The sequence below is a fragment of the Micromonospora sp. CP22 genome (assembly GCF_009712475.1).
Classification (GTDB): domain Bacteria; phylum Actinomycetota; class Actinomycetes; order Mycobacteriales; family Micromonosporaceae; genus Micromonospora.
This window is the reverse complement of the sequence record NZ_VCJO01000003.1, coordinates 437,902-463,446: the sequence shown is the minus strand read 5'-3', so window position 1 is coordinate 463,446 and position 25,545 is coordinate 437,902. Positions and strand designations below refer to the sequence as shown.

23 protein-coding genes, 3 tRNA genes and 1 pseudogene are annotated in these 25,545 nt (G+C 71.0%); 19 read left to right on the top strand and 8 right to left on the bottom strand.

The genetic code is table 11. The features are described 5' to 3' along the window. The first annotated feature begins 170 nt into the window (after positions 1 to 170). The 4 genes from FF096_RS08090 to serA all read left to right on the top strand — a co-directional run bounded on the left by FF096_RS08090 (position 171) and on the right by serA (position 5,584). The gene (locus FF096_RS08090) at positions 171 to 2,039 is read left to right on the top strand and encodes an acetolactate synthase large subunit (RefSeq protein WP_155215830.1); all 1,869 of its coding nucleotides are present in this window, start codon (positions 171 to 173) and stop codon (positions 2,037 to 2,039) included. Between the two features lie 61 nt (positions 2,040 to 2,100). Beyond that, on the top strand, positions 2,101 to 2,616 hold the full coding sequence (gene ilvN, locus FF096_RS08085) for an acetolactate synthase small subunit (protein ID WP_155215828.1): 516 nt from the start codon (positions 2,101 to 2,103) through the stop codon (positions 2,614 to 2,616). 81 nt (positions 2,617 to 2,697) lie between these two features. Further along, on the top strand, positions 2,698 to 3,711 hold the full coding sequence (gene ilvC, locus FF096_RS08080; protein WP_155215827.1) for a ketol-acid reductoisomerase: 1,014 nt from the start codon (positions 2,698 to 2,700) through the stop codon (positions 3,709 to 3,711). A gap of 274 nt (positions 3,712 to 3,985) precedes the next feature. Continuing rightward, entirely contained in the window at positions 3,986 to 5,584 is a 1,599-nt protein-coding gene (gene serA, locus FF096_RS08075; RefSeq protein ID WP_155215825.1) for a phosphoglycerate dehydrogenase, read from the top strand. A 132-nt stretch (positions 5,585 to 5,716) separates the two neighbouring features. On the opposite strand, the gene FF096_RS08070 is transcribed toward serA, so the two are convergent. Both FF096_RS08070 and FF096_RS08065 read right to left on the bottom strand, forming a co-directional pair. Beyond that, the gene (locus FF096_RS08070) at positions 5,717 to 6,076 is read right to left on the bottom strand and encodes a hypothetical protein (protein WP_309222891.1); all 360 of its coding nucleotides are present in this window, start codon (positions 6,074 to 6,076) and stop codon (positions 5,717 to 5,719) included. Between the two features lie 375 nt (positions 6,077 to 6,451). Continuing rightward, entirely contained in the window at positions 6,452 to 7,297 is an 846-nt protein-coding gene (locus FF096_RS08065) for an FAD:protein FMN transferase (RefSeq protein ID WP_155215822.1), read from the bottom strand. 218 nt (positions 7,298 to 7,515) lie between these two features. Between FF096_RS08065 and FF096_RS08060 the strand changes: the two genes are divergently transcribed. Continuing rightward, positions 7,516 to 8,547 (top strand): 3-isopropylmalate dehydrogenase, encoded by a 1,032-nt coding sequence (locus FF096_RS08060; protein ID WP_309222890.1) that lies wholly within the window; start codon positions 7,516 to 7,518, stop codon positions 8,545 to 8,547. Between the two features lie 190 nt (positions 8,548 to 8,737). Further along, entirely contained in the window at positions 8,738 to 9,838 is a 1,101-nt protein-coding gene (locus FF096_RS08055) for a branched-chain amino acid aminotransferase (protein ID WP_155215820.1), read from the top strand. A gap of 69 nt (positions 9,839 to 9,907) precedes the next feature. Here FF096_RS08055 and FF096_RS08050 read toward each other — a convergent pair whose 3' ends face one another. Both FF096_RS08050 and FF096_RS08045 read right to left on the bottom strand, forming a co-directional pair. Next, positions 9,908 to 10,657, bottom strand: coding sequence for a tyrosine-protein phosphatase (locus tag FF096_RS08050; protein ID WP_375335306.1), 750 nt, complete (start codon positions 10,655 to 10,657; stop codon positions 9,908 to 9,910). A 53-nt stretch (positions 10,658 to 10,710) separates the two neighbouring features. Then, a complete protein-coding gene (locus FF096_RS08045; protein ID WP_196222481.1) occupies positions 10,711 to 11,172 on the bottom strand; it encodes a PRC-barrel domain-containing protein in 462 nt (153 codons plus the stop codon). Positions 11,173 to 11,488: 316 nt separating this feature from the next. On the opposite strand from FF096_RS08045, the gene cimA reads away from it, so the two are divergent. Next, a complete protein-coding gene (gene cimA, locus FF096_RS08040) occupies positions 11,489 to 13,072 on the top strand; it encodes a citramalate synthase (protein WP_155215818.1) in 1,584 nt (527 codons plus the stop codon). A gap of 9 nt (positions 13,073 to 13,081) precedes the next feature. Here the strand turns inward: cimA and FF096_RS08035 are convergent. After that, positions 13,082 to 13,487, bottom strand: a pseudogene (locus FF096_RS08035) (endonuclease/exonuclease/phosphatase family protein); the annotation flags it as partial. A 374-nt stretch (positions 13,488 to 13,861) separates the two neighbouring features. On the opposite strand from FF096_RS08035, the gene FF096_RS08030 reads away from it, so the two are divergent. The 7 genes from FF096_RS08030 (at position 13,862) to arfB (ending at position 19,368) form a co-directional block, all read left to right on the top strand. Beyond that, entirely contained in the window at positions 13,862 to 14,359 is a 498-nt protein-coding gene (locus FF096_RS08030) for a hypothetical protein (protein WP_155215816.1), read from the top strand. A 168-nt stretch (positions 14,360 to 14,527) separates the two neighbouring features. After that, positions 14,528 to 15,577 carry a MoxR family ATPase gene (locus tag FF096_RS08025; protein ID WP_309222888.1) on the top strand — a complete coding sequence of 350 codons (1,050 nt, stop codon included), beginning with the start codon at positions 14,528 to 14,530 and terminating at the stop codon, positions 15,575 to 15,577. 26 nt (positions 15,578 to 15,603) lie between these two features. Further along, complete coding sequence (locus FF096_RS08020) at positions 15,604 to 16,584, top strand: DUF58 domain-containing protein (RefSeq protein WP_375335313.1); 981 nt, start codon at positions 15,604 to 15,606, stop codon at positions 16,582 to 16,584. Beyond that, positions 16,581 to 17,540 carry a VWA domain-containing protein gene (locus FF096_RS08015; protein WP_309222887.1) on the top strand — a complete coding sequence of 320 codons (960 nt, stop codon included), beginning with the start codon at positions 16,581 to 16,583 and terminating at the stop codon, positions 17,538 to 17,540. Before FF096_RS08020 ends, FF096_RS08015 begins: the two co-directional genes overlap by 4 nt. Before the next feature lie 60 nt (positions 17,541 to 17,600). Next, positions 17,601 to 18,464, top strand: coding sequence for a S1C family serine protease (locus FF096_RS08010; protein WP_155215810.1), 864 nt, complete (start codon positions 17,601 to 17,603; stop codon positions 18,462 to 18,464). Positions 18,465 to 18,572: 108 nt separating this feature from the next. Then, complete coding sequence (locus tag FF096_RS08005) at positions 18,573 to 18,863, top strand: hypothetical protein (RefSeq protein ID WP_309222886.1); 291 nt, start codon at positions 18,573 to 18,575, stop codon at positions 18,861 to 18,863. A gap of 79 nt (positions 18,864 to 18,942) precedes the next feature. Then, positions 18,943 to 19,368: an alternative ribosome rescue aminoacyl-tRNA hydrolase ArfB gene (gene arfB / locus FF096_RS08000; RefSeq protein WP_309222885.1), complete on the top strand. Its 426-nt coding sequence runs from the start codon at positions 18,943 to 18,945 to the stop codon at positions 19,366 to 19,368. Between the two features lie 3 nt (positions 19,369 to 19,371). Here the strand turns inward: arfB and FF096_RS07995 are convergent, their stop codons facing one another. Both FF096_RS07995 and FF096_RS07990 read right to left on the bottom strand, forming a co-directional pair. Further along, on the bottom strand, positions 19,372 to 20,265 hold the full coding sequence (locus FF096_RS07995; protein ID WP_309222929.1) for a 3-methyladenine DNA glycosylase: 894 nt from the start codon (positions 20,263 to 20,265) through the stop codon (positions 19,372 to 19,374). Between the two features lie 111 nt (positions 20,266 to 20,376). Continuing rightward, the gene (locus FF096_RS07990; RefSeq protein WP_155215806.1) at positions 20,377 to 21,663 is read right to left on the bottom strand and encodes a hypothetical protein; all 1,287 of its coding nucleotides are present in this window, start codon (positions 21,661 to 21,663) and stop codon (positions 20,377 to 20,379) included. A 132-nt stretch (positions 21,664 to 21,795) separates the two neighbouring features. Here FF096_RS07990 and FF096_RS07985 point away from each other — a divergent pair, with 132 nt between their 5' ends. The 4 genes from FF096_RS07985 (at position 21,796) to FF096_RS07970 (ending at position 23,267) form a co-directional block, all read left to right on the top strand. Then, a complete protein-coding gene (locus FF096_RS07985; protein WP_099847201.1) occupies positions 21,796 to 22,599 on the top strand; it encodes a fumarylacetoacetate hydrolase family protein in 804 nt (267 codons plus the stop codon). Between the two features lie 96 nt (positions 22,600 to 22,695). Next, positions 22,696 to 22,767 (top strand) — tRNA-Gln (locus FF096_RS07980). A 136-nt stretch (positions 22,768 to 22,903) separates the two neighbouring features. Further along, positions 22,904 to 22,976: transfer RNA gene (locus tag FF096_RS07975), tRNA-Glu, on the top strand. A 215-nt stretch (positions 22,977 to 23,191) separates the two neighbouring features. Beyond that, positions 23,192 to 23,267 (top strand) — tRNA-Glu (locus FF096_RS07970). A gap of 85 nt (positions 23,268 to 23,352) precedes the next feature. Here the strand turns inward: FF096_RS07970 and FF096_RS07965 are convergent. After that, positions 23,353 to 24,039, bottom strand: coding sequence for an IclR family transcriptional regulator (locus FF096_RS07965; RefSeq protein ID WP_013284529.1), 687 nt, complete (start codon positions 24,037 to 24,039; stop codon positions 23,353 to 23,355). Between the two features lie 49 nt (positions 24,040 to 24,088). Here FF096_RS07965 and leuC point away from each other — a divergent pair, with 49 nt between their 5' ends. Beyond that, entirely contained in the window at positions 24,089 to 25,534 is a 1,446-nt protein-coding gene (gene leuC / locus FF096_RS07960) for a 3-isopropylmalate dehydratase large subunit (RefSeq protein ID WP_155215804.1), read from the top strand. Positions 25,535 to 25,545: the final 11 nt, after the last annotated feature.

The following is a 25,545-nucleotide window of genomic DNA, read 5'->3' as shown; positions in this document are numbered from 1 at the left end:
CCGGTCGCTGCGAGTACTTACCTGAGCGCACTCTCCCTGACTGAGAGTGCGCTGGCCCCGTGCATCTGGCACGCGGGCTTTTTTCTTGCCGTTTAACCGATCGAGCGCAGGCACTGCCCGCGTTCCCCAGTGTGAGCAGCCCCACCCACTCCAGCCGAAGGCCAACCGTCATGACGAGACCCACGCCCGAGACACTCGCCCACTCCGCCCGGCGTGCCCGCACCGCCGTCGAGGCGCCGGGCGACGCCGACCACGCCCGCGCCGCTTCGTCGGCTGCGGCGGCCCACCCCGCCCCGGCCCAGGTGTCGGGTGCCGGCTCGCTGGTGCGCTCCCTGGAGGCACTCGGCGTAGACGTCGTCTTCGGTATCCCGGGAGGTGCGATCCTGCCGGCGTACGACCCGCTCTACGACTCGTCCGTGCGGCACATCCTGGTCCGGCACGAGCAGGGCGCCGGTCACGCCGCCACCGGATACGCCCAGGCCACCGGCCGGGTCGGGGTGTGCATCGCCACCTCCGGTCCGGGTGCGACGAACCTGGTCACCCCGATCGCCGACGCGTACATGGACTCGGTGCCGTTGGTGGCGATCACCGGGCAGGTGGCCCGCCCGGCGATCGGCACGGACGCCTTCCAGGAGGCGGACATCCAGGGCATCACGCTGCCGATCACCAAGCACAACTTCCTGGTGCAGGAGGCCAGCGAGATCCCCCGGGTGCTGGCCGAGGCGTTCCACCTCGCCTCGACCGGGCGTCCCGGGCCGGTCCTGGTGGACATCCCCAAGGACGTCCTACAGGCGTCGACGACCTTCGCCTGGCCGCCCACGCTGGACCTGCCCGGGTACCGGCCGACGCTGCACCCGCACGGCAAGCAGATCCGGGAGGCGGCGCGGCTGATCAGCAGCGCCCGCCGGCCGGTGCTCTACGTCGGGGGTGGCGTGCTCAAGGCCGGTGCCACCGAGGGCCTGCGTCGGCTGGCCGAGCTGACCGGCATCCCGGTGGTCACCACGCTGATGGCGCTCGGCGCGTTCCCCGACTCACACCAGCAGCACCTGGGCATGCCCGGCATGCACGGCACGGTCGCCGCGGTCTACGGGTTGCAGAAGGCCGATCTGATCGTGGCGCTGGGCGCGCGGTTCGACGACCGGGTCACCGGCAAGCTGGACTCCTTCGCGCCGGACGCCACCGTGGTGCACGCCGACATCGACCCGGCCGAGATCGGCAAGAACCGGCACGCGGACGTGCCGATCGTCGGCGACGCCCGACACGTCATCGACGAGTTGGTGACGGCGGTCACCACCGAGCGGGCGGCGGGGCGTACTCCCGACATCTCCGACTGGTGGGCGCAGTTGAACGACCTGCGCGAGCGTTACCCGCTGGGCTACGAGGAGCCCGCCGACGGCACCCTCTCGCCGCAGTACGTCATCAAGCGGCTGGGAGAGATCGCCGGACCGGACACCATCTACGTCGCCGGTGTCGGCCAGCACCAGATGTGGGCCTCCCAGTTCATCTCGTACGAGAAGCCGCAGACCTGGCTCAACTCCGGTGGTCTCGGCACCATGGGCTACGCGGTGCCGGCGGCGATGGGCGCCAAGGTGGGCCGACCGGAGACGGTGGTCTGGGCCATCGACGGTGACGGCTGCTTCCAGATGACCAACCAGGAGCTGGCGACCTGCGCGCTGGAAGGCATCCCGGTCAAGATCGCGGTCATCAACAACGGCAACCTGGGCATGGTCCGCCAGTGGCAGACGCTCTTCTACGGTGAGCGCTACTCCAACACCGACCTCGGTACCCACAAGCACCGCATTCCGGATTTCGTCAAGCTCGCCGAGGCGCTCGGCTGCGTGGGGCTGCGGTGCGAGACCGCCGAGGAGGTGGACCGGACCATCGAGATGGCCATGTCCATCAACGACGCGCCGGTGGTCATCGACTTCGTGGTCGGCAAGGACGCCATGGTCTGGCCGATGGTCGCCGCCGGAACCAGCAACGACGAGATCATGTTCGCCCGCGGCGTCCGCCCGGCGTTCGACGAGGATGACATCTAGTCATGGCCGATCGCACCGAGCGAAGCGAGGGCCGTGCGGGCATGACGAGGAAGGTGCCGCTTTGACCATTCACACACTCTCCGTCCTGGTGGAGAACAAGCCCGGCGTGCTGGCCCGGGTCTCCGGGTTGTTCTCCCGGCGCGGGTTCAACATCGACAGCCTCGCGGTCGGCGAGACCGAGAACCCGGACGTCTCCCGGATCACCATCGTGGTCAACGCGGAGTCCTCGCCGCTGGAACAGGTCACCAAGCAGCTCAACAAGCTGGTGAACGTACTCAAGATCGTCGAACTGGATCCGGCCACCTCGGTCGCCCGTGAACTGTTGCTGGTCAAGGTGCGCGCGGACCGCAACGCCCGAGGTCAGGTCCTGGAGACGGTCAACCTGTTCCGGGCCCGGGTGGTCGATGTGGCCGCCGACACCCTCACCGTCGAGGCGACCGGCACCCCCGACAAGCTCGACGCGCTGCTGCGCGACCTTGAGCCCTTCGGCATCAAGGAGATGGTCCAGTCGGGCCTGGTGGCGATCGGGCGCGGCTCGCGTGCGATCACCGCCGGCCCGGCCCTGCGGGCCGCCTGACCCCCACCCCGGCCCGGTCCGCGTGACCGGGCCGGTCACCAGCCACGACGGGCCGTTGCGGCCGCGTACGAAAGGGAAGTCATGAGCGTTGAGGTGTACTACGACGACGACGCCGACCTGGGTCTGATCCAGGCGAAGAAGGTCGCCGTGATCGGTTACGGCAGCCAGGGGCACGCGCACGCACTGTCGTTGCGTGATTCCGGCGTCGACGTGGTGATCGGCCTGCCGGAGGGCTCGAAGAGCCGGCCGAAGGCCGAGGAGCAGGGGCTGCGGGTACTCACCCCGGCTGAGGCGGCGGCCGAGGCCGACGTGATCATGATCCTCGCCCCGGACACCGCGCAGCGCCACATCTACGCCGAGTCGATCGCACCGAACCTCAGCGCCGGCAAGGCGCTGTTCTTCGGGCATGGCTTCAACATCCGGTACGGCCTGATCAAGCCGCCGGCCGACGTGGACGTGGCGATGGTCGCCCCCAAGGGCCCGGGTCACCTGGTCCGCCGGCAGTACGTCGACGGCAAGGGCGTGCCCTGCCTGGTCGCCGTGGAGCAGGACGGCAGCGGTAGCGCGTTCGCGCTGGCTCTGTCGTACGCCAAGGGGATCGGTGGCACCCGGGCCGGTGCGATCAAGACCACCTTCACCGAGGAGACCGAGACCGACCTCTTCGGTGAGCAGGCGGTGCTGTGCGGCGGCGCGGCGGCGCTGGTGCAGACCGGCTTCGAGGTGCTCACCGAGGCCGGCTACGCGCCCGAGGTGGCCTACTTCGAGTGCCTGCACGAGCTGAAGCTGATCGTGGACCTGATGTACGAGGGCGGCATCGCCCGGATGCGCTACAGCGTCTCCGACACCGCCGAGTACGGCGACCTCTCCCGTGGGCCCCGGGTCATCGACAGCCGGGTCAAGGAGGAGATGCGCAAGATCCTCGGTGAGATCCAGTCCGGCGAGTTCGCCCGCGAGTGGGTGGCCGAGGACGAGGCCGGGCGGCCGAACTACAACAAGTGGCGCAACGAGGGCGCGGCGCACCCGATCGAGGCGACCGGGAGCAAACTGCGCGGGATGATGAGCTGGGTGGACCGGCCGATCACCGAGACCGCCTGAGCGCTTTCCCCAGCGGCACCCGGACCCGGCGTTCTCCCCGACGCCGGGCCCGGGTGCCGTGTTGTCTTCACTTCGCTAACGATCGTTAACACGCACGTCATGACCGGTTTGTGAGGGCACTCACCTCTCACTCCGAGGCGTAGAGGGCGGCCCGCCCCCTACGATCGCGGGTAGGTGCTCCAGGCGGCACCTGACGGCCATGGCCCGGAGCGCGCCGGGCGCAGCGCAGCGTCCAGCCCCCGGCCGACCGCTATGACGACATCTACGAGGACCAATGACTCCTGTCGTACTGATCGCCGAAGAACTCGCCCCTGCCGCCATCGAGGTATTGGCCCACGACTTCGACGTCCGGCACGTGGACGGTACCGACCGCCCGGCCCTGCTCTCGGCGCTCTCCGAGGCCGACGCCGTCATCGTCCGCAGCGCCACCCAGATCGACGCCGAGGCGATCGCCGCCGCCCCCAGACTGAAGGTCGTCGCCCGGGCCGGTGTCGGTCTGGACAACGTCGAGGTGCCGGCCGCCACCGCGCGCGGCGTCATGGTCGTCAACGCACCCACCTCCAACATCGTCTCCGCCGCCGAGCAGGCGGTCGCGTTGCTGCTCGCGGTGGCCCGTAACACCGCCAGCGCCAGCGCGGCCCTCAAGGCGGGGGAGTGGAAGCGGTCGAAGTACACCGGCGTGGAACTCCAGGGAAAGACCGTCGGTGTGGTCGGCCTCGGCCGCATCGGCGTGCTCTTCGCCTCCCGGATCGCGGCGTTCGGCACCCGGCTCATCGCCTACGACCCGTACATCCAGCCGGCCCGGGCCGCGCAGCTCGGCGTCCGCCTGGTCGGTCTGGAGGAGTTGCTGCGGGAGAGCGACTTCATCTCGATCCACCTGCCGAAGACCCCGGAGACCGTGGGCCTGATCGGTGAGAAGGAACTGGCCATCGTCAAGCCGGGCGTACGGATCATCAACGCCGCCCGGGGCGGGCTGATCGACGAGCAGGCCCTGGCCGACGCGCTCGCCGAGGGCCGGGTCGCCGGTGCCGGGGTGGACGTCTACGCCAAGGAGCCGTGCACCTCGTCGCCGCTGTTCGCCTTCGACAACGTGGTGGCCACCCCGCACCTGGGCGCCTCCACCGCCGAGGCGCAGGACAAGGCCGGGCTCGCCGTAGCCAAGAGCGTCAAGCTGGCCCTCCAGGGCGAGTTCGTGCCGGACGCGGTCAACGTGCAGGCCGGTGGCGTGGTCGCCGAGGACGTCCGTCCGTTGCTGCCGCTGGCCGAGAAGCTCGGCCGCGCCTTCACCGCCGTGGCCGGTGGGGTCGCCTCCAGCGTCACCGTCGAGGTACGCGGTGAGATCGTCGAGCACGACGTCTCGGTGCTCAAGCTCGCCGCCACCAAGGGCCTGTTCAGCTCGGTGGTCGAGGAGCAGGTGACCTACGTCAACGCGCCGCACCTGGCCGCCCAGCGCGGAGTCGAGGTGTCGTTGAGCACCCAGACCGAGACCGCCGATCATCCGGTCCTGGTCACCGTGCGTGGCGCGCTGCCCGACGGTCGTACGGTCAGCGTTTCCGGCACCGTCACCCACGCCGGTAGCCGCGACGTCATCAAGCTGACCGAGGTGGACGGCTTCGACGTGGAGATCAGCGCCGAGGGCATCCTGCTCTTCCTCCGCTATGCCGACCGCCCGGGTGTGGTCGGCATCGTCGGCACCCTGCTCGGGCAGGCCGGCATCAACATCGCGGCGATGCAGGTGGCTCGCCGGGAGGCCGGCGGTGAGACGCTGATGACCCTCACCGTGGACCAGGCGCTCGGTGCCGACCTGCTCACCTCGGCCGCCGACTCGATCGGCGCCACCTCCGCCAGCGCCGCCGACCTGCGCGACGAGTAGTCCACGGCGGACGTTTCAGGCATGCCACGACGGGGCCCGGCCAATGGCCGGGCCCCTCGTCGTTCCCCCGGGCACGCGACGGTTGGGACCACCGTGCCCGCAGGTGTCGCCGAGTCGTCCCCGGTTTGCAGGTCAGCCGGGTAGCCGGACCCCGGGCGGCGGATAGACCGAGCCGTCCTGGGCGTCGAAGAGCATCAGCCGGTGCTCACCGGCCAGTCGCTCGATGTCCAGCAGCACCTGGTCCGGGCAGGTCGGATCCAGGTTCAGCTCGATGTGGTCGGCCGCCTTGTGCAGTGGCGTGACCGCCCATGGAGTGTTCGGGCCGGCCGGCTGTTCGGGGTAGCTGGCAGTGAGCGCCCGGTAGAAGGCGACACACCGTGGGTCCGGTTGACGCTCGTGGTGCCGGCCGTCGCGGCACTGCTGCACCGCCGCTCGTACGTCCTCGGGCGTCGCCCCGTCCGCCAGGGCCCACACGCTCAGATCGAAACTCACGGCGGACAGCGTGCCATCTGCGGTTCGGCTTGTCGAAAACGCCCTGCCGCAGGCAGGCCCCTGAGGTTCCAGGATCGCGCAGATGCTCCCCTCTGGAACCCTTGCCGCGAAACACGCCAATTCGATAGCGTACGAATGCGGTGACCTGCCGAGCACGTGGCGCCGACCCGTCTTCGGGTGGCGAGGTTGACGTCCGGCCGAGCGGCCCGCACCCCTCGATTGCGCGAGCCACGCGCACTCGTCGCCGACCGGCCTCCACGGTCGTTGCCGCGACCGTGGAGGCCGATCGCTGTCTGAAGTCCACTTGAGATCCCGCCGCGGCGGTTCGACTGTCGCTGTGCCCTGGGCCGTGCATCCACCTGGCAACCGTGTGGGTCAGCGGGGTGCGGCGAAGAGCACCCGGTAGTCCGACCCGGGGTGGAACCAGGCCAGCCCGACCGGTCCGGCGGCGTACAAGGCGGTGGCGTAGGCGTCGGCGACCGCGAGGTCGGGACCGACCACAGTCGCGGCGACCAACTGGGTGGCCGGCTCACCGGTACGCGGATCGACCACGTGTCCCTGTCGTCCGGTCACCCCGGAGGTGCCGACCGCACCGGCCGTCATCTCCAGCAACAGCGGTGCCCGTTGCCGATCGGTGGGGTGGTGCACCGCGACCCGCCACGGGCCACCGTGGGCGGCGTTGCCGCGTACCACCAGGTCGGCGCCGCAGAGCACGGCGTAGTCGTGGATGCCGGCGTCGCGCAACCGGGCCGCGGCCCGCTCGACCGCCCATCCGCCGAGCAAGCCGCTCGGGTCGAAGCCGCCCGGCACCGCCCAGGCGTCGAACCAGCCGTCGGTGGCCGCGCGCATCGCGGCGCACCGGTCCACCAGATCGGCCAGCGGTGGGAACGACTCGGGGCTGATCTCGCCCCGGCGCAGCCGGGACACCAGGCTCGTCGGACGGTTCGGGCCATACGTCAGGTCGATCGCCCGTAGCTCGGCCACGGCGTCCCGCAGCGCCTCGCCGACGCCGCGTCGCCCCAGCCATTCGGGGGCGTTCAACACCAGGGTGTACTCCGCCGTGGAGGTGCGGACGGTGTGTCGGACGGCGATCCGGTCCCCGGAGACCAGGTCGGCGCGGTCCGGCCGCTGTCGTGCCGGACCCAGCCGCAGGTCGGGTCGGCGGAAGCGGAAGGCTGCCGGGTCGACCCAGCGGGTTCGTGGCTGCTCGTCGGTCCACATCGTGTCCGCCCCCTTCTGGGCGCGTGTCGCCCCGTCGCGACGCTCGCCCGGCCACACGGCCCCGTGACGCTTCACGCTAGGCGGCGCAGATGACCGCGCCATGAATGCCGGCTGGGAAGCTGCTGTGCGTCACCTTCTTCCCGAAAAGTGGAACATTCGTACCGGGGGGCGGGACGGCCGCGTACCGTCGAGCCATTCGAGCGAAGGAGCTGACGGACGTGGCACGGATCGCGGTGGTGGCCGGGGACGGGATCGGACCCGAGGTGGTCGGTGAGGCCCGCAAGGTCGTTGACGCGGTGCTGCCCGGCGTCGACGTGACCGAGTACGACCTGGGCGCAGCACGGTATCACCGCACCGGCGAGGTCCTGCCCGACTCGGTGCTCGCCGAGCTGGCCGGGCACGACGCGATCCTGCTCGGCGCGGTCGGCGACCCGACCGTGCCGCCTGGCGTGCTGGAGCGGGGCCTGCTGCTGAAGCTGCGCTTCGCCTTCGACCAGTACGTCAACCTGCGCCCGTCGCGGCTCTGGCCGGGCGTGACCAGTCCGCTCGCGGCGGTCAAGCCGGGCGAGGTGGACCTGGTGGTCGTCCGGGAGGGCACCGAGGGGCTGTACGCCGGTGCCGGCGGCTCGCTGCACCGGGGCACCCCGGCCGAGATCGCCACCGAGGAGAGTCTGAACACCCGGCACGGGGTGGAGCGGGTGATCCGGGACGCCTTCGCCCGCGCCGCCCGACGTGAGCGGCGCAAGGTGACCCTGGTGCACAAGACCAACGTGCTCACCCACGCCGGTTCGCTGTGGGCCCGCACCTTCGAGGCGGTCGCCGCCGAGCACCCCGACGTCGCCACCGAGTACCAGCACGTCGACGCCGCGGCGATGTTCCTGGTCACCCAGCCGCAGCGGTACGACGTGGTGGTCACCGACAACCTCTTCGGTGACATCCTCACCGACATCGCCGCCGCCGTGACCGGCGGCATCGGGCTCGCCGCCAGCGGCTCCATCAACCCCGACGGGACGTACCCGTCGATGTTCGAGCCGGTGCACGGCTCCGCGCCGGACATCGCCGGTCGTGGGGTAGCCGACCCGGTCGCCGCCGTGCTCTCGGCGGCCCTGCTGCTCGACCAGCTCGGGCACGCCGACGCCGCCGCCCGGATCACCGCCGCGGTCAGCGCGGAACTGGCCGCCCGCAGCCCGGAGACGCCCGTACGCACCGCCGAGGTGGGCGACCGGATCGCGGCGCAGGTCGCCGGCTGAACCGTACGCGTCCCACCGGCCGGCGATGCTTCGTCGGCCGGTACGGGTTGCGGCGGTTACACACCGGTTTCGGGCCACCTGTCCACCGGTGGACCTATCCGCTGAACGACCGTTCGGGGTAGGTTTTGGCAACAACATGTTTCCGGCGTGCGGTCGGCGCATGCCGTCGTCCCCCAGGGAGGTCAGCGCGATGAGCGGTGGTGACAAGATCGATTTCGAGGTCCGTCCGAACCCCGCACCGGTATCGGCCACCGACCGTGCCGCGCTGCTGGCGAACCCCGGGTTCGGCCGGGTGTTCACCGACCACATGGTCACCATCCGTTACGCCGAAGGCAAAGGCTGGTACGACGCACGGGTCGAAGCACGCGCGCCGATCCCGATGGATCCGGCCAGCGCGGTGCTGCACTACGCCCAGGAGATCTTCGAGGGCATGAAGGCGTACCGGGCGGCCGACGGCGGCGTGACGATGTTCCGCCCGTACGCCAACGCGGCCCGGTTCAACATCTCCGCCGCTCGGATGGCCATGCCGGCGCTACCGGAGCAGACCTTCGTGGACTCGCTGCACCGGTTGATCGAGATCGACCGGGAGTGGATTCCCGACGGCGACGACGGGGGCAGCCTCTACCTGCGGCCGTTCATGTTCGCCAGCGAGGTCTTCCTCGGCGTCCGCCCGGCCAACGAGTACCTCTTCTCGGTGATCGCCTCGCCCGTCGGGGCGTACTTCTCCGGCGGGGTCAAGCCGGTGACGGTCTGGGTCTCACCCGACTACACCCGGGCCGCGCCCGGCGGCACCGGTGCGGCCAAGTGCGGCGGCAACTACGCCGCCTCGCTGGCCGCCCAGGCCGAGGCCCTGGAACACGGCTGCGACCAGGTGGTCTTCCTCGACGCGGTGGAGCGCCGCTTCGTGGACGAGCTGGGCGGCATGAACGTCTTCTTCGTCTACGACGACGGGTCGATCGTCACTCCGCCGCTGACCGGCACGATCCTGCCCGGCATCACCCGCGAGTCGGTGCTCACCCTGGCCGCGGCGGCCGGGCACCGGGTCGAGGAACGGCCGGTGACCTTCGACGACTGGCGGGCGGACGCCGCCAGCGGCCGGCTGCGCGAGGTCTTCGCCTGCGGCACCGCAGCGGTGATCACCCCGATCGGGCAGGTGCGGTTCCCGGACGGCGAGTTCAGCGTGGCCGGCGGTGAGCCGGGCGCGGTCACCATGGCGCTGCGCCAGCAGTTGGTGGATATCCAGCGGGGCAACGCGGACGACCCGTACGACTGGGTCCACCGCGTCTTCTGAGTTGTAAGGAAGGGCACCTTCTTAACGCCTGGTGTATAGGAAGGGGCCCTTCCTAACGCTGCTTGCGAGCTAGTCGAGCAGGTGGGTACGCAGGGCGGTGAGCTGGCCGTCGGTGACGCCCGCGCCGCGCAGATAGTTGTCGACGGAGCCGTGACCCGCGCGGATCTCGGCGAGGAAGAGCAGCATCGCCTCGCTCGGCGAGGACAGGAACGGGGACGGAAGGTCGGTCGCGTCCGGGAAGGTGGCGGCGACCCAGGCGCTGTACCGCTTCGACGCCTCGGTGCTCAGCGCGTAGTCCGCCGCGATCTCGCCGTCGTCGACCCCGAGCACGGCGAGCGTCAGCCCGCAGACGATTCCGGTGCGGTCCTTGCCGGCGACGCAGTGCACCACCACCGGCGCGTTGGCCTCGTCGGCGATCAGGCCGATCGCCTCGGCCAGCCCGGCGGTGCCGGTGCGGGCCAGGTCGGCGTACCGGTCGGCGAGGTAGCGGGCCAGGTCGTCACCGGGCTGGTAGGGCTGCTCGCCCCACTCCGCGTGCTCAGGGTGGATGTGCCGGTAGGTCAGCCCGTCGAAATCGGGAACCCGACCGTCGCGTTCGACCTCGTGGGGGCGGCGCAGGTCGATGACGGTCCGTACGCCGAGCGCCGCGAACGCGTCCCGGTCGTCGCCGTCGATGCGGTGCAGCGAGTCGGAGCGGAAGAGTCGGCCGGTGCGTACCTGGCGGCCGTCCTGGGTGCGATAGCCACCCACATCCCGGAAGTTGAAGGTGCTGGTGAACGGGTTCCTGCGGTTGACGTCGATGGAGTCCACCCCTGACACGGTAAACGGCCGGTGGGTCGATGCCCACCGGCCGTCACACCGTCTGTCGTCGGTTACCGCAGCCCGTTGCCGGGCGGAGTGGCGGCGTACGTGTCGTTGTAGTAGCCGCCGAGCTTGTCCCGGTAGGCCGGGTCGGTGGCCGTCTCGTCGTACTCCGGTGCGGCCTTGATCTGGTCCTTGGTGCGGTCGACGTAGACCTTCTGCTCCTCGTGGTCGACGTGGTTCACCGTCCCGGCGGGGAGCATGACCTTCTTGCCGAAGATCCACGGGCCGGTGTCCACCACCAGGTAGCTGGCGTTGACCTCGCTGCTGTCGCTGTCGATCTTCCCGATCGAGCCGTCGCTGGCCTCCACCTTGTAACCGGCCAGGTTGGTGCCGGCAACCCCGGCCTCGTCCCGGTAGCTCCAGGGGTCGAAGGCGCCAGCGGGGGTGCCGCCGCCGACGACGCTCTGGTCGACGGCGCGCAGGTCCGCCTCCGGGGTGGCGTTCGTGGTGTTCGGGTCGAGCCTGTCCATGGGATGTCTCCTGCCCCGGCTGTGCTCAGCCGTCTCGGAGGAACGTGTTTCGTTGTCCCGAAATCTCCTACCCCCCAGCGGACGCTCTACACGCGTCACACCAAAACCATCCGGCCCGCTCGCACCAGCGCGTCCCGGGATGTGGATTGTGGCTCCCAGATTGCGTGGCGAGGTGGCAGAGTACCGATCGTGACCAGCACCGCCCGCATTATTGGCAACTAGCGCGCCGGCTTCCCCCCTCGCCGAGCGCGCAGACCTCCCGCATCCGCGGGGGGTCTTTTTGTTGTGCTGGCCGGTGCCTGACGAAGGGATCACCATGACGTTCCAGGTCTACGACACCACGCTGCGCGACGGTGCGCAGCGCGAGGGGCTCACCTACTCGGTGGTCGACAAGCTCGCGGTGGCTCGGCTGCTCGACGAGTTCGGTGTCGGATTCATCGAGGGCGGTTGGCCGGGTGCGGTGCCCAAGGACACCGAGTTCTTCCGCCGGGCGCGTACCGAACTCGACCTCAAGCACGCGGTGCTGGTCGCCTTCGGGTCCACCCGCCGGGCCGGTGCGGTGGCCGCCGACGACCCGCAGGTGCGCGGTCTGCTCGATGCGCAGACCCCGGCGATCGCCCTGGTCGCCAAGGCTGACCTGCGGCACGTCGAACGGGCGTTGCGCACCACCGCCAAGGAGAACCTGGCGATGATCCACGACACGGTGACCCACCTGGTCGCCGAGGGACGCCGGGTCTTTGTCGACGGCGAGCACTTCTTCGACGGTTACCGCCACGACGCGGCGTACACCGCCTCGGTGGTGGAGACCGCGCTCGAGGCCGGTGCCGAGCGGTTCGTGCTCTGCGATACCAACGGTGGAATGCTGCCGTCCTGGGTCACCGCCGCCATCGCCGACCTCACCGACCGGATCGGCGTCGCGCCGGAGCTGCTCGGCATGCACGCCCAGAACGACACCGCCTGCGCGGTGGCCAACACCATCGCCGCCGTGGAGGCTGGTGTCCGCCACGTGCAGGGCACCGCCAACGGGTACGGCGAGCGGCCCGGCAACGCCGACATCTTCGCGGTCGTCGCGAACCTCCAGCTCAAGCTCGGGCTGCCGGTCCTACCGGAGGGCTGCCTGGAGCAGATGGTGCGGGTCTCCCACGCCATCGCCGAGATCGCCAACATCGCACCCGACACCCACCAGGCGTACGCCGGGGCGGCTGCCTTCGCCCACAAGGCGGGGCTCCACGCGAGCGCGATCAAGGTGGATCCGCTGCTCTACAACCACGTGGAGCCCGAGGTGGTCGGCAACGACATGCGGATCCTGGTCACCGAGATGGCCGGCCGGGCCAGCATCGAGCTGAAGAGCCGTGAGCTGGGATTGGACCTGGCCGGCCATCCGGAGACGCTGGCCCGGGTCACCAACCGGGTCAAGGAGTTGGAGGCCGGTGGGTGGTCGTTCGAGGCCGCCGACGCCTCGTTCGAGCTGCTGGTCCGCTCGGAGCTGCCGGACGCCGCGCCGGTGCGGCCGTTCTCCCTGGAGTCGTACCGGGTGCTGGTCGAGCACCGTGAGGACGGCGCGGTCGTCTCCGAGGCGACCGTCAAGATCCGGGTACGCGGGGAACGGGTGATCGCCACGGCCGAGGGAAACGGCCCAGTGAACGCACTGGACGAGGCGCTCCGCACCGGTCTCGCCCGGCACTACCCGGAGCTGCGGGAATTCGAGCTGGCCGACTACAAGGTGCGGATTCTGGAGGGCAGCCACGGCACCGGCGCGGTGACCCGGGTACTGGTCGAGACGGCCGATGGCCGGGGCGATGGCTGGACGACCGTCGGCGTGCACCCCAACGTGGTCGAGGCGAGCTGGCACGCGCTGGTCGACGCGCTCACCTACGGCCTCGACCGAGCCCGGGTGTAGCCGGGCCGCTCACCGCTGGGCGGCCGGTAGCCGCAACTCGGCGAGGACCATGCGGTGGTCGCTGCCGGGCAATGGGTGGACCGTCACGTCCCACACGGCGATGCGGCGGTCCACCAGCACGTGGTCGATCACCACGGGCGGGATGAGGTCGCCGTCGTGCGGCCCCCAGGTGCCGACGAGCCCGGCACCGACCGGTGCGGCGGCGTCGACGTATCCGGTGTCGAGCAGCGGGCGCAGTGGACCGTGATCGAGGGTGGCGTTGAAGTCCCGGCGAGGATGCTCAACGGCCCGTCCGGGGTGGCGGTCGGCTGGGCGGCCAGGTCGGTCCGCCAGAAAGCCCAACTGGTCGATCGCGTACGGGACTGCCGGGTGCGCCGACTCGACGCGTACCGGGTGCCCCGGGCACCGCGACGGTCGCGCGGTCCGACGGACCGGCGCGTAGGCGGGAATAGTTCTCACCCGCTGCTCTAATTGTCTTTTCGTGAATTTGTATCGGCTTCGCTTTCGCGATTGCTGGCGTTGATCCGACAACGCGCCGACGGCTTTATCACTATTGACCCGCAGCATTTTTCGGTGCTACGTTTCAGCTGCTCGGGAGGTTGTGTCTAGCCAAATATCCCCAGCTCAGAGCACATGACAGTCGACGAGACCGAAACGTCTGTGGGGTGTGCTCCCGGACGGGGTTTGTAGGCGGTGACCGCTCATTGCCGCCCGACTCGGAAAAGGAAAGAACCGCCCCGTGTGCTGCGGGCCGGCCGTATCTCCACGCCTGGACAAGGGAGACCCGTCATGACCAGATTATTCCGACGTAAGACGGCTGCGGTGGTGATCGCGGCGCTGGCGTTGGCACTTGCCGGCGGCGGAATCGCCGTGGCGAAGCCGACCGCCGAGTCCGCCCAGCCCGCAGCCCGCACCAGCGGCCAGCCGGCTGTCACCACGGCCTCGCTGAACAGCGCGAAGGCTGCTCTCGCCAAGGGCGACGAGATGAGCACGCAGGCGGTCGCCGGCTTCTACGCCACGTCGGTCAACGCCAACGGCACCAAGGCCCGTGGCGCTGGCATCGTCATCAAGTACGGCGTCGGCGAGTACGAGGTGCAGTTCGGCACCGATGTCACCAACGGCATCTACGTGGCGACGATCGGTCGACCGGACTCGTGCTGCATCCCGCCGGCGGGTGAGATCTCGGTCGCGCGTCGACTGCTGACCCCGAACGCGGTCTTCATCCAGACCCGCAACTCCGCCGGGGCCCCCGCCGACCTGCCGTTCTACCTGCTCGTGCACCGCTGATCCGTCCACTGTCACCGGCCCCCGCCACTGGTGGGGGCCGGTGTCGTGTGGGATGGGCCCCGAGCGCTCTGAGTGGCCTGTCCGGTAACGCCGTCGGCGCGTGGTCTGGGTCGCCCAGGGCCGGAAATTCCGACGTTTGTCGGCCGGTCGCCTCGGGAAGCAAGCACCGTGACGGACATCTCGGACACCATGGCCAGCCTGCCCAGCCCGGCCGATCCGGACGCGACCGCAGCGCAGTTGGATCAGACGCTCTTCGAGGTCAAACGCGTGATCGTCGGGCAGGATCGGCTCGTCGAACGCCTTCTGGTCGCGTTGCTCGCCGACGGGCACTGCCTGTTGGAGGGCGTACCCGGGGTGGCCAAGACCCTCGCCGCGCAGACCCTCGCGACGGTGGCCGGCGGCAGCTTCTCCCGCATCCAGTTCACCCCGGACCTGGTTCCCTCCGACATCGTCGGCACCCGGATCTACCGCGCCTCGAAGGAGAGCTTCGACGTCGAGCCGGGCCCGGTGATGGCGAACCTGGTGCTGGCCGACGAGATCAACCGTGCACCGGCGAAGGTGCAGTCGGCGTTGTTGGAGGCGATGGCCGAGCGCCAGGTGTCGATCGGCGGGCGCAGCTATCCGGTGCCGGAGCCGTTCCTGGTGCTGGCGACCCAGAACCCGATCGAGTCCGAAGGGGTCTACCAGCTGCCGGAGGCGCAGCGGGACCGCTTCCTCATGCGGATCGTCGTCGACTATCCGGACGGCGCGGACGAGCTGGCCATCCTCTACCGGATGAGCGCCGACCGGCCCCGGGCGCACCAGGTGCTCGACCCGCAACGACTGTGCGAGTTCCAACGCCAGGCCAGCCAGGTCTTCGTCCACCACGCCATCGCCGAGTACGTGGTCCGGCTCATCCTGGCCACCCGAGATCCGGCCCGGTTCGGGTTGCCGGAGCTGGCCGGGGCACTCGCCTACGGTGCCAGCCCGCGCGCCACGCTCGGCCTGGTCTCGGCGGCCCGCGCACAGGCCCTGCTGCGCGGACGGGGCTACGTCCTCCCCGACGACGTCCGGGAACTCGCCGTGGACGTGCTGGCCCACCGGCTGGTGCTCACCTTCGACGCGGTCGCCGACGGGGTGAGCGCCGAATGGGTCGTGCGACGGCTGGTCGAGGCGGTCCCGCCACCACGGGAGGCCGCCACCAGGGCGGAGCAGCTGACCGACCTGGCGGTCGCCTGATGGGCCGCCGGACCTCCGTACCGCCGGTGGCGGCGGATCCGAACCTGACCGACCTCACCCCGGACGAGCGGCTGCGACGGCTGGAACTCACGGTGACCCGGCGTCTCGACGGCCTGCTGCACGGCGAGCGGCGCGGGCTGCTGCCCGGCCCGGGTAGCGAACCGGCGGGCAGCCGCGAGTACCGGCCCGGTGAGGACGAGGTACGCCGGATGGACTGGTCGGTCACCGCCCGTACCGCGGTGCCGCACGTCCGGGAGGTCGACGCCGACCGGGAGCTGACCACCTGGTTGTTGGTCGACGCCAGCCCCAGCATGGAGTACGGCACGGCGGCGGTGGACAAGCGGGAACTGGCGGTGGCGGCGGTCGCCGCCGTCGGCTTCCTCACCGCCGGGCCGGGCAATCGGCTCGGCGCGCAGGTGCTCACCCCGTACGGGCTGCGCCGGATGCCCGCCCGAGGTGGGCGTACCCACTTGTTCGGGCTGCTGCGCGCGTTGCTGGCCTTGCCCCGGTCCGGCGACGACACCGCCTCGGCGGTGGTGCCCGCCGCCGGGCTGGCCGACGCGCTGGCCGAGGTGCGTCGGGTCGCCCATCGGCGGGGTCTGGTGGTGGTGATCTCCGACTTCCTCGACGGTCTGCCCGACGATCCACGGCTCCCGGCCCGCTGGGAGCGCCCGCTGCGGCAACTCTCCGTCCGTCACCAGGTGCTCGCGGTCGAGGTCACCGACCCGCGCGAGTGGGAGCTGCCGGATGTCGGCCTGATCACCCTGGCCGACCCGGAGACCGGCGATCACCGCGAGGTGTGGACCGGTGACCGGCGGCTGCGGGAGCGGTACGCGGCCGCGGCGGCGGCCCAACGCGAGCAGGTCCGGCACGCTCTGCGTCGGGCCGGCGCGACGCATCTGGGGCTGCGCACCGACCGCGACTGGACAGTGGACATCGTGCGGCACGTGCACGCCCAGCGTCGGCTGGCCGCCGCCTCCCCACCACCTCGGGGAGGTGCGGTGTGATCTGGCAGTCACCCGTCCGGCTCTGGCTGTTGCTCGGTGTGGCCGCGCTCGCCGTGGCGTACCTGCTGGCGCAGCGTCGTCGGAGCCGGTACGCGGTCCGATTCACCAACCTGCGCCTGCTCGACCGGGTGGCACCCCGGCGGCCGACCTGGAGACGGCACCTGCCGGCCGGTCTCTTCCTGGCGATGCTGGCTCTCCTGGTGGTCGGTTTCGCCCGTCCCACCGCCGAGGTCCGGGTGCCCCGGGAGCGGGCCACCGTGATGGTGGCGGTCGACGTCTCCACCTCGATGCTCGCCGGTGACGTCGAGCCGGACCGGCTCAGCGCGGCGAAGAGCGCCGCCCGGCGGTTCGCCGACGGACTGCCCGACGAGTTCAACGTGGGGCTGGTCGCGTTCGCCGGCAGCGCGGCGGTGCTGGTGCCACCCAGCACCGACCGGGAGGCGTTGGCCGACGGGATCGAACGGCTCGCCGAGGGGGTGACCGGGGTGCAGGGCACCGCGATCGGCGAGGCGATCAGCACCTCGCTGGGCGCCGTGAAGGCGCTGGACACCAAGGCCGCGACCGAGCCGCCGCCGGCCCGCATCATCCTGCTCTCCGACGGGGCGAACACCTCGGGCATGGATCCGATGGAGGCCGCCGCCGAGGCCGTGGCCCTCGAGGTGCCGGTGCACAGCATCTCCTTCGGTACGCCGAGCGGCTTCGTCGACCGGGGCGGCCGACCGATCCAGGTGCCGGTGGACGGGGAGACGCTGCGGGCCGTGGCCGAGGAGACCGGGGGTGGCTTCCACGAGGCTGGTACGAGCGCCGAACTGCGGGCCGTCTACGACGACATCGGCAGTTCGGTGGGTTGGCGCAAGGTGCGGCAGGACGTCTCGGCCCGGTTCATCGGGCTCGGGTTGGTGTTCGCCATGGGTGCGGCGGCCGGCTCGTTGCGCTGGTTCTCCCGCCTGCCCTGATCCCGGCGGCCCGATCCGCGACAGCGGCCACACCCGGCCGCGCACGTGAGGAGCGTACGTATGGCAGTGCAGACCGGACTGGGCGAGCCGCGTGGGCCCTGGTTCGTCTCGCCCGATCTCGACCCGGACGGGCGGGGCGGATCGGACGCGGCGTCGCAGGCGCGGGAGGGGCCGTTGGACGGTTGGCGACGCCGACTGCTGGCCGGGCTGGCGATGGTGGCGATCTCCGCTGGGTCGGGTGCGGCGGCCGGGAGTTGGGCGGCCGGGCAGGACGGTGTGCCGGGTCCGGCCGCCGCATCCGCGGCCCCGGTGCCGGCCGAGTTGGTGACGGCCGCCGAGAAGACCGTGCCCGGTGTGGTGTCGGTGCTGGTGGGTGGCCGTGCGGGGGGCTCGGCGAGTGGTTCCGGCTTCGCCATCGACGCCGAGCAGCACATCATCACCAACGACCACATCATCGCCAAGGGCCGGGGCGGTCCGGTGACCGTCGAACTGCCCGACGGTCGGCGGTACGCGGCGCAGGTGGTGGGTCGGGAACCGGCGAGCGATCTCGCGGTGCTCAAGGTGCCGTCGTCGGCGGGCCTGACCTCGCTGCCGCTGGCCCAACCTGGCGCCAGCCGGGTCGGTGAACCGGTGCTGGCGGTCGGCTCGCCACTGGGGCTGCCGGGCACGGTGACCGCCGGCATCATCAGCGCGCTGGACCGCCAGGTGCGCCTCGGTGACAACCGGCACCGGGCGGTGCAGACCGACGCGTCGATCAACCCGGGGAACTCGGGCGGGCCCCTGGTCAACGCGCGGGGCGAGGTGGTCGGGGTGAACACCGCGATCGCCACCATCGACGGCAACGGCTCGATCGGGATCGGTTTCGCCATTCCGATCGAGCAGGTGCAGCAGACGGCCGACACGATCATCGGGAAGGGCGGCTGACCACTCTCAGTCACTGTCCGATTACGCAGTGATTGAGGCAACTGTCGGATTCCAGCGTTCGATGATCGGGGAATGGAAATATGACGCTCGGTATGGATACTGGCGTGGGTGGAGCGTCCTCTCATCACGGTCCTCCTGCTGGTGGGCCTCATCATCGGAAGTGGCGTCGGGTCGTCGTACGCACGCGCCCGGCGGGGCTGGAACGACTACCAGACGGCTAAGAAGACCGTGCCCGGAGCGCGCCGGGCCGCCTGGATGCTGATCAAGGTGGTCACCACGAAGGTCGGGATCCTCGCCCTGCTCCTGATCGGCGCGGTCGCGTACGCCGCCGCCGGTGGCAGTGACGAGCCGGCGCCGCAGCCGACGCCGAGCAGCAGCGCCGACGAGCGGCCCCGCTGACCCGCCGATCGCCGGGCGGGACGGGCGCGCACGCGACATTGGCGCGGACGGGCCGCGCGGCTCGCGCTAGCCTCAGGGCGTGGATGACGGGCTGCGGGTGACCGACCGGTGGGTGGTTCCCCCCGCCGAACTGCGGGAGCGGTTCTCCCGGTCGTCCGGGCCGGGTGGGCAGGGGGTCAACACCGCCGACTCGCGGGTCGAGCTGAGCATCGACCTGGCCAATTCACCGAGCATCCCCGAGCCGCTGCGCACCCGGGCCCTGGAGCGGCTCTCCGGGCGGCTGGTCGACGGCGTACTCACGATCGCGGCCAGTGAGCACCGGGCGCAGTTGGCCAACCGGGAAGCGGCCCGGGAGCGGCTGGTGTCGGTGCTGCGCGAGGCGGTCGCACCGCCACCACCGCCACGCCGACCGACCCGCCCGTCGCGGGCCGCCAAAGAGCGTCGGCTGGCCGAGAAGAAGCGTCGCGGGCAGCGCAAGCGCGACCGTCGGGTGGACGGCGAGTAGCCGTCACTCCTCGGCGCGCGCCTCCGGTTCGGCCTGCGCCAACAGCGCCGAGCAGATCTCGATCAGCTGGGCCCGCAACCGACCGGCCCGCTGGGCGAACTCGCGTTGCTGGGCCACGTACTCGGCCTTGCCCTCCGGCGTCTCGATGGCCACCGCCGATTCGCCGTACGACGAGAAGTCGTACGGCGACGCGCGCATGTCCAGCAGCCGGATGTCACCGGCCAGCTCGAAGCAGTCGAGCGCCAGGGCACCGGGCACGGCGGGGCCCAGCTTGGTGGCCCACTTGTGGCAGTCCATGGAGGCGTGCAGGCAGCCCGGCTGGTCGAGGTCCACCTGGCTGGCCCGGGTCGGACGGTGCAGGTTGAGGTCGACCGCGTCCGGGGTGAAGAACCGGTACGCGTCGAAGTGCGTGCACCGGATCTGGTGCGACGAGACCACCGCGTCGGTGCCCTGCTGGCCGAGCCGCAGGGGCAACGGATGGCGGTGCTCCCGCTGGCGGTAGACCATCGCCCACTCGTGCAGGCCGAAACAGCCGGTGAAGGCGGGTCGGGACGCGATGGCGGTCAGCAGCCGGTGGATGTACCGCACCGAGTCACCCCGGTCGGACAGGAACGCCGCGACGTCGAGGCGTACCGCTTTGTCGGCGTCCGTGGTGTACCACCGCCACCGGTGGTGCGGTGCCGGGCCGTCCGGGCCGGCTTCCAGCCGGACCCCGATGCCCGGATGCCACCGGCGCAGGGTCGACGGGCGGGTGCCGTAGTAGTCGTACAGGAAGTCGTCGATGGCGTGTCGTTCCCCGGTGGCCCGGCGGGCCCGGTGCCCCGCGGTCAGCGAGTCGGCCCGCCGTTCGTGGTCGGCCGACAGGGACCGCCAGGTGGCTGCGGGAAGGCTGGTCACGGGGGCCCGCTCGACCCGGCTCGGCCCACCGTCACCAGCGACGACGGCAGGTGTGGCGGAGGCGGGGACGGCGGTCACGGCCCAAGGGTACGACCGCCGTCCGAGCGCCGGTCAGGGCACGTCGACCCGTACGCCGGCCGAGAAGACCCCGCTGCGCAACTCCAGCCGCTGCGGCACCTCCCGCCCGTTGATGGTGAAGACCAACGGCAGCACCAGGCGGCTGCCGGCGGCGACCGGGTCGGCGAACACGTCGCGTCCCTGGTTCGCCCGTCGGGTGGCCGACTCGTCGGTGGTGACCCAGTTCCCGTTGGCCAGGTACGCCCGTTGCAGCTTGCCGTGCCAGCTCTGGTGTTCCCGGGTGAGGTTGCGGACCCCGACGGTCGCCTGGCACTGCCGTGCGCCCCGGCCCGGCTCGCAGCTCATCTGGTAGACGGTGAACTCGAACGCGTCCTCGCGCAGCGGCATCCCCAGCACGCCCTGGACCCCGGTGCCCTTCCACGCTCCGGTGGTCGGCTGGCTGTCCGTGTCGATCGCGGTGACCCGTCGGGTGGCCGACCAGGCGGCGGCGCCCACCGTGCCGGCCAGCACGGTCGCGGCCACCGGCACCACCAACCACACCGGCGGCTTACGTCGCCGGGTCGGCGGTCGCGGGGTGGCCGGGCGGGGATAGATCGTCCCCGGGCCGTCCGAGGCCAGCGCCGCGGCCACCGGCCGTCGACGCCGCCGCCAGGTGATCAGCGCCACCAGACCCAGCACCAGTAGCGCGGTCCCGGCGGCCAGGAGCGCGGGTGCCTGACGACGCCAGCCGGTGGGCTCCTGCGCGTTGAGGGCCGAGTCCCCCGGCGCTGTCCAGGTGGCGCTCGCGCAGTCGTACGGCTGACGACCGTCGCTGGCGAAGGCGCACGCCGGTGCGGTCACCGGCTGCTGCGAGGCGGTGGTGAGCGTGGTACCCAGCGTGGTGGTGCCGCCCGGCGGCAGCCTCAGTCGCCAGGTCACCTCGGTCGACCGCGACCCGTCGGGGCTCACCACCCGGCCGCCGTCGCTGACCGTGCTCGCCGAGACCCCCTGCGGCAACTCCTGGCGGACCGTGGTCTCGACCGAGGTGGAGCCGGTGTTGCGGACCTCGATGCGGTACCTGGGGTCGGGGCTCTGCTCCGGTGCGACCCGTACGCTCACCTTCGGCCTGGCGGCCGGCTTGACCACCCGGGTCGGCGTCGGGACCGCCGGTGGCGCCGACGGCAGGTTGGGGTCGGACGTGGTGGCCGCCGCCGGCTGGAGCTGCCGAGCCGCCGACGAGTCGGCAGCGGTGTCCGCCGGCAGCACCGGCAGGGCGGTCAGCAGCCCGACGCAGTGCACGATCGCCGCGAGGGCCTTGTGGTGTCGTGTCGATGCAGGCATACGAACGAACCTCCGCAGCCGACGCTAGGGGCGGGCGCACGCCGTGCGGGTACGAAGCGGCGAATCCGGCTCCGACCGGCGGCGAGGCGGGTAAGCTGCGGCGATCGCCGCTGTTCGCACTACATTGGCCTGGTGCGTATCGCTCGTTTCGCTCATGCCAAGGGAATGTCGTTCGGTGTCGTCGAAGGGGAGCCGGAGGCGGGCCCGCAGGGGCTCACCATCGCGGAGATCTCCGGTCACCCGTTCGGCCAGATCACGTTCAGCGGGGTCCGCTGGGCGCTGTCCGATGTCCGGCTGCTCTCGCCGATCCTGCCCAGCAAGGTGGTCTGTGTCGGGCGTAACTACGCCGAACACGCCGCCGAGCACGGCGCGGAGGTGCCGAAGGAACCGCTGTTGTTCCTGAAGCCGTCGACCTCGGTCATCGGCCCCCGGGACGCGATCCGGCTGCCGGAGTTCAGCAAGCAGGTCGAGCACGAGGCCGAACTGGCGGTGGTGATCGGCGCGCCCGGCGCCCGCCGGGCGGACCGTGCCGCGGCGGAGCGGGCCATCTTCGGCTACACCTGTGCCAACGATGTGACCGCCCGGGATCTCCAGCGTTCGGACAGCCAGTGGACCCGGGCCAAGGGGTTCGACTCGTTCTGCCCGATCGGCCCGTGGATCACCACCGGGTTGGACGTCACCGATCTGGAGATCCGCTGTGAGGTCGGTCGTGATCCGGAGGAGATGGAGGTGCGGCAGCTCGGCCGGACCGGGGACATGGTCTTCGACGCCCCGGCACTCGTGTCGTACGTCTCACACGTGATGACGCTGCTGCCCGGTGACGTCGTGCTGACCGGCACGCCAGCAGGGGTTAGTCCGCTCACGGACGGGGATACGGTGAGCGTCCGGATCGAGGGGATCGGCGAGCTGACGAACCCGGTCGTGTCGGCGGCCTGAACGCCGTTTGGGCAGCTCAGGCACGTTATGGGGAAGTCGATTTGGCCTGTCGGTGCCGGGAGGGTAGAGTTTGTTCCCGGCGCCGCAAGGGGCCAATGGGGTATGGGGTAATTGGCAGCCCGACTGATTCTGGTTCAGTTAGTCTAGGTTCGAGTCCTGGTACCCCAGCGCAGCCGCGATTCCACGTGAATCGAGGCCGCTGGATTCTGGTGGAGTTCAGCGCCGACGCACCGCAAGGGGCTCGGCCATGAGGTCTGGTAGAGTTCGGCGACGCCACCGCAGAGGTGGTGTCGCGATGTGTTCTGGCCCCGTCGTCTAGCGGCCCAGGACGCCGCCCTCTCAAGGCGGTAGCGCCGGTTCGAATCCGGTCGGGGCTACAGGTTGTTGACGGCTCGTTCCGCTGAGGCGGAGCGGGCCGTTTTGCTGTGCGCCCGTTCCGCTGCCCGTTCCGCTGTCCTGGGGAAGCGCGAGCGGTTTCGCCACCCCGATGGTCCGCGCGTCGGGTCGGCCCACCCCTGTGGGGGCTGTCCCCAACGCGCCGCTAGACTACTGCCGCACCGCCCGCAGGGGTCGGTGAATCAGGAAAGTACCTGGCCCCGTCGTCTAGCGGCCCAGGACGCCGCCCTCTCAAGGCGGTAGCGCCGGTTCGAATCCGGTCGGGGCTACCACACACGAGTTGATCAAGAAGTTTTGGTCACCGCCCGTACGGATATCTGACCAAAACTTCTTGATCAACTCGGTGGGGTGGGTGGGTCAGAGGCCGGAGAGGCGTTGGCCGGCTCGGACCACCGCCATGGCGTGACGTTCGCCGGGGCGGCGACCGAGACGCTCGATCGGGCCCGAGATGCTGATGGCGGCGATGACCCGGCCGGTACGGTCGCGGATCGGCGCTGAGACGCTGGCCACACCCGCCTCGCGTTCGGCGACACTCTGCGCCCAGCCGCGACGTCGCACCTCGGCCAGGGTGCGGCCGGTGAACTTGGACCGGGGCAGCAGCGGCATCACCGCCTCCGGCGGCTCCCAGGCGAGCAGGATCTGCGCCGCCGATCCGGCGGTCATCGGCAGCACCGAGCCGACCGGCACCGTGTCGCGCAGCCCGCTGGCCCGCTCGGCGGCGGCCACGCAGATCCGCTCGTCGGCCCGACGAAGGTAGAGCTGCGCGCTTTCGCCCGTCGCGTCCCGCAACGCGGCCAACAGTGGCTCGGCCGCAGTCAGCAGCACGTCCGGCGCCGCGTTCGCCAGCTCACCCAGGCGCGGGCCCGGACGCCAGCGGCCCTGGGTGTCCCGGACCAGCATCCGGTGAATCTCCAGTGCCTGCGCCAGCCGGTGCGCGGTGGCCCGGGGCAGCTTGGTGCGTTCAACGAGTTCGGCCAGGCTGGCGCCGTCGACACAGGCGGCCAGGATGACCACCGCCTTGTCGAGAACGCCGACACCGCTCATACTGTGTCCCACAAGCCGAAATTTACCTCCCAGAATTTAGGATGTCCAGATGGTGGGAGTCACTCCTGAGCCGAGGACCCTGGCCGAGAAGGTCTGGGACGCACACGTCGTCCGGTCCGCCGATGGTGAGCCCGATCTGCTCTTCATCGACCTGCACCTGCTGCACGAGGTGACCAGCCCGCAGGCGTTCGACGGCCTGCGCATGGCGGGCCGCCGGGTGCGGCGTACCGACCTCACGCTCGCGACCGAGGATCACAACACCCCGACCGGGTACGCGGATCCCAGCTTCCAGCAGCGCCGTGGCGACCTGCTCACCATCGCAGACCCGACCTCGCGTACGCAGATCGAGACGCTGCGCCGCAACTGCGCCGAGTTCGGGGTGAAGCTGCACCCGCTGGGCGACGAGAACCAGGGGATCGTGCACGTCATCGGCCCGCAGCTCGGGCTCACCCAGCCCGGCATGACGATCGTCTGCGGCGACTCGCACACGGCCACGCACGGGGCCTTCGGTGCCCTGGCGTTCGGCATCGGCACCAGTGAGGTCGAGCACGTGCTGGCCACCCAGACGCTGCCGCAGGCCCGGCCGAAGACGATGGCGGTCACCGTCAACGGCCGCCTGGGCCCCGGCGTCACCGCCAAGGACCTGGTGCTCGCCCTGATCGCCAAGGTCGGCACCGGTGGCGGGCGCGGGCACATCGTCGAGTACCGGGGTGAGGCGATCCGAGCGCTGTCCATGGAGGGACGGATGACGATCGCCAACATGTCCATCGAGTGGGGTGCCAAGGCCGGCATGATCGCGCCGGACGAGACCACCTTCGCGTACCTGAAGGGGCGGCCCAACGCCCCCAGCGGCGCCGACTGGGATGCGGCGCTGGAGTACTGGCGGACGCTGCCCACCGACGAGGGCGCGACCTTCGACGCCGAGGTGACGCTGGACGCCGCCCAGGTCACCCCGTTCGTGACCTGGGGCACCAACCCCGGGCAGGGCGCGCCGCTGGCCGCGACCGTGCCGGACCCGGAGGAGTTCGCCACCGAGCCGGAGCGGGCCGCCGCCCGCCGGGCCCTGGCCTACATGGACCTGACCCCCGGTACCGCGCTGCGCGACCTCGCCGTCGACGTGGTCTTCGTCGGTTCGTGCACCAACGGACGGCTGGAGGATCTCCGTGCCGCGGCCGACGTGCTGCGCGGCCACCGGGTGGCCGACGGGGTACGCATGCTGGTGGTGCCCGGCTCGGCTGCGGTGCGCGAGGCCGCCGAGGCGGAGGGGCTGGACAAGGTCTTCACCGACGCCGGGGCCGAATGGCGCTTCGCCGGTTGCTCCATGTGTCTCGGCATGAACCCGGACACGCTCTCCCCGGGGCAGCGCGCCGCCTCGACCTCCAACCGGAACTTCGAGGGCCGCCAGGGCCGGGGCGGGCGTACCCACCTGGTCAGCCCGCCGGTGGCCGCCGCCACCGCCGTCGTCGGCCGGCTGGCCGCTCCCGCCGACCTGTAGAAGGGCTTGCG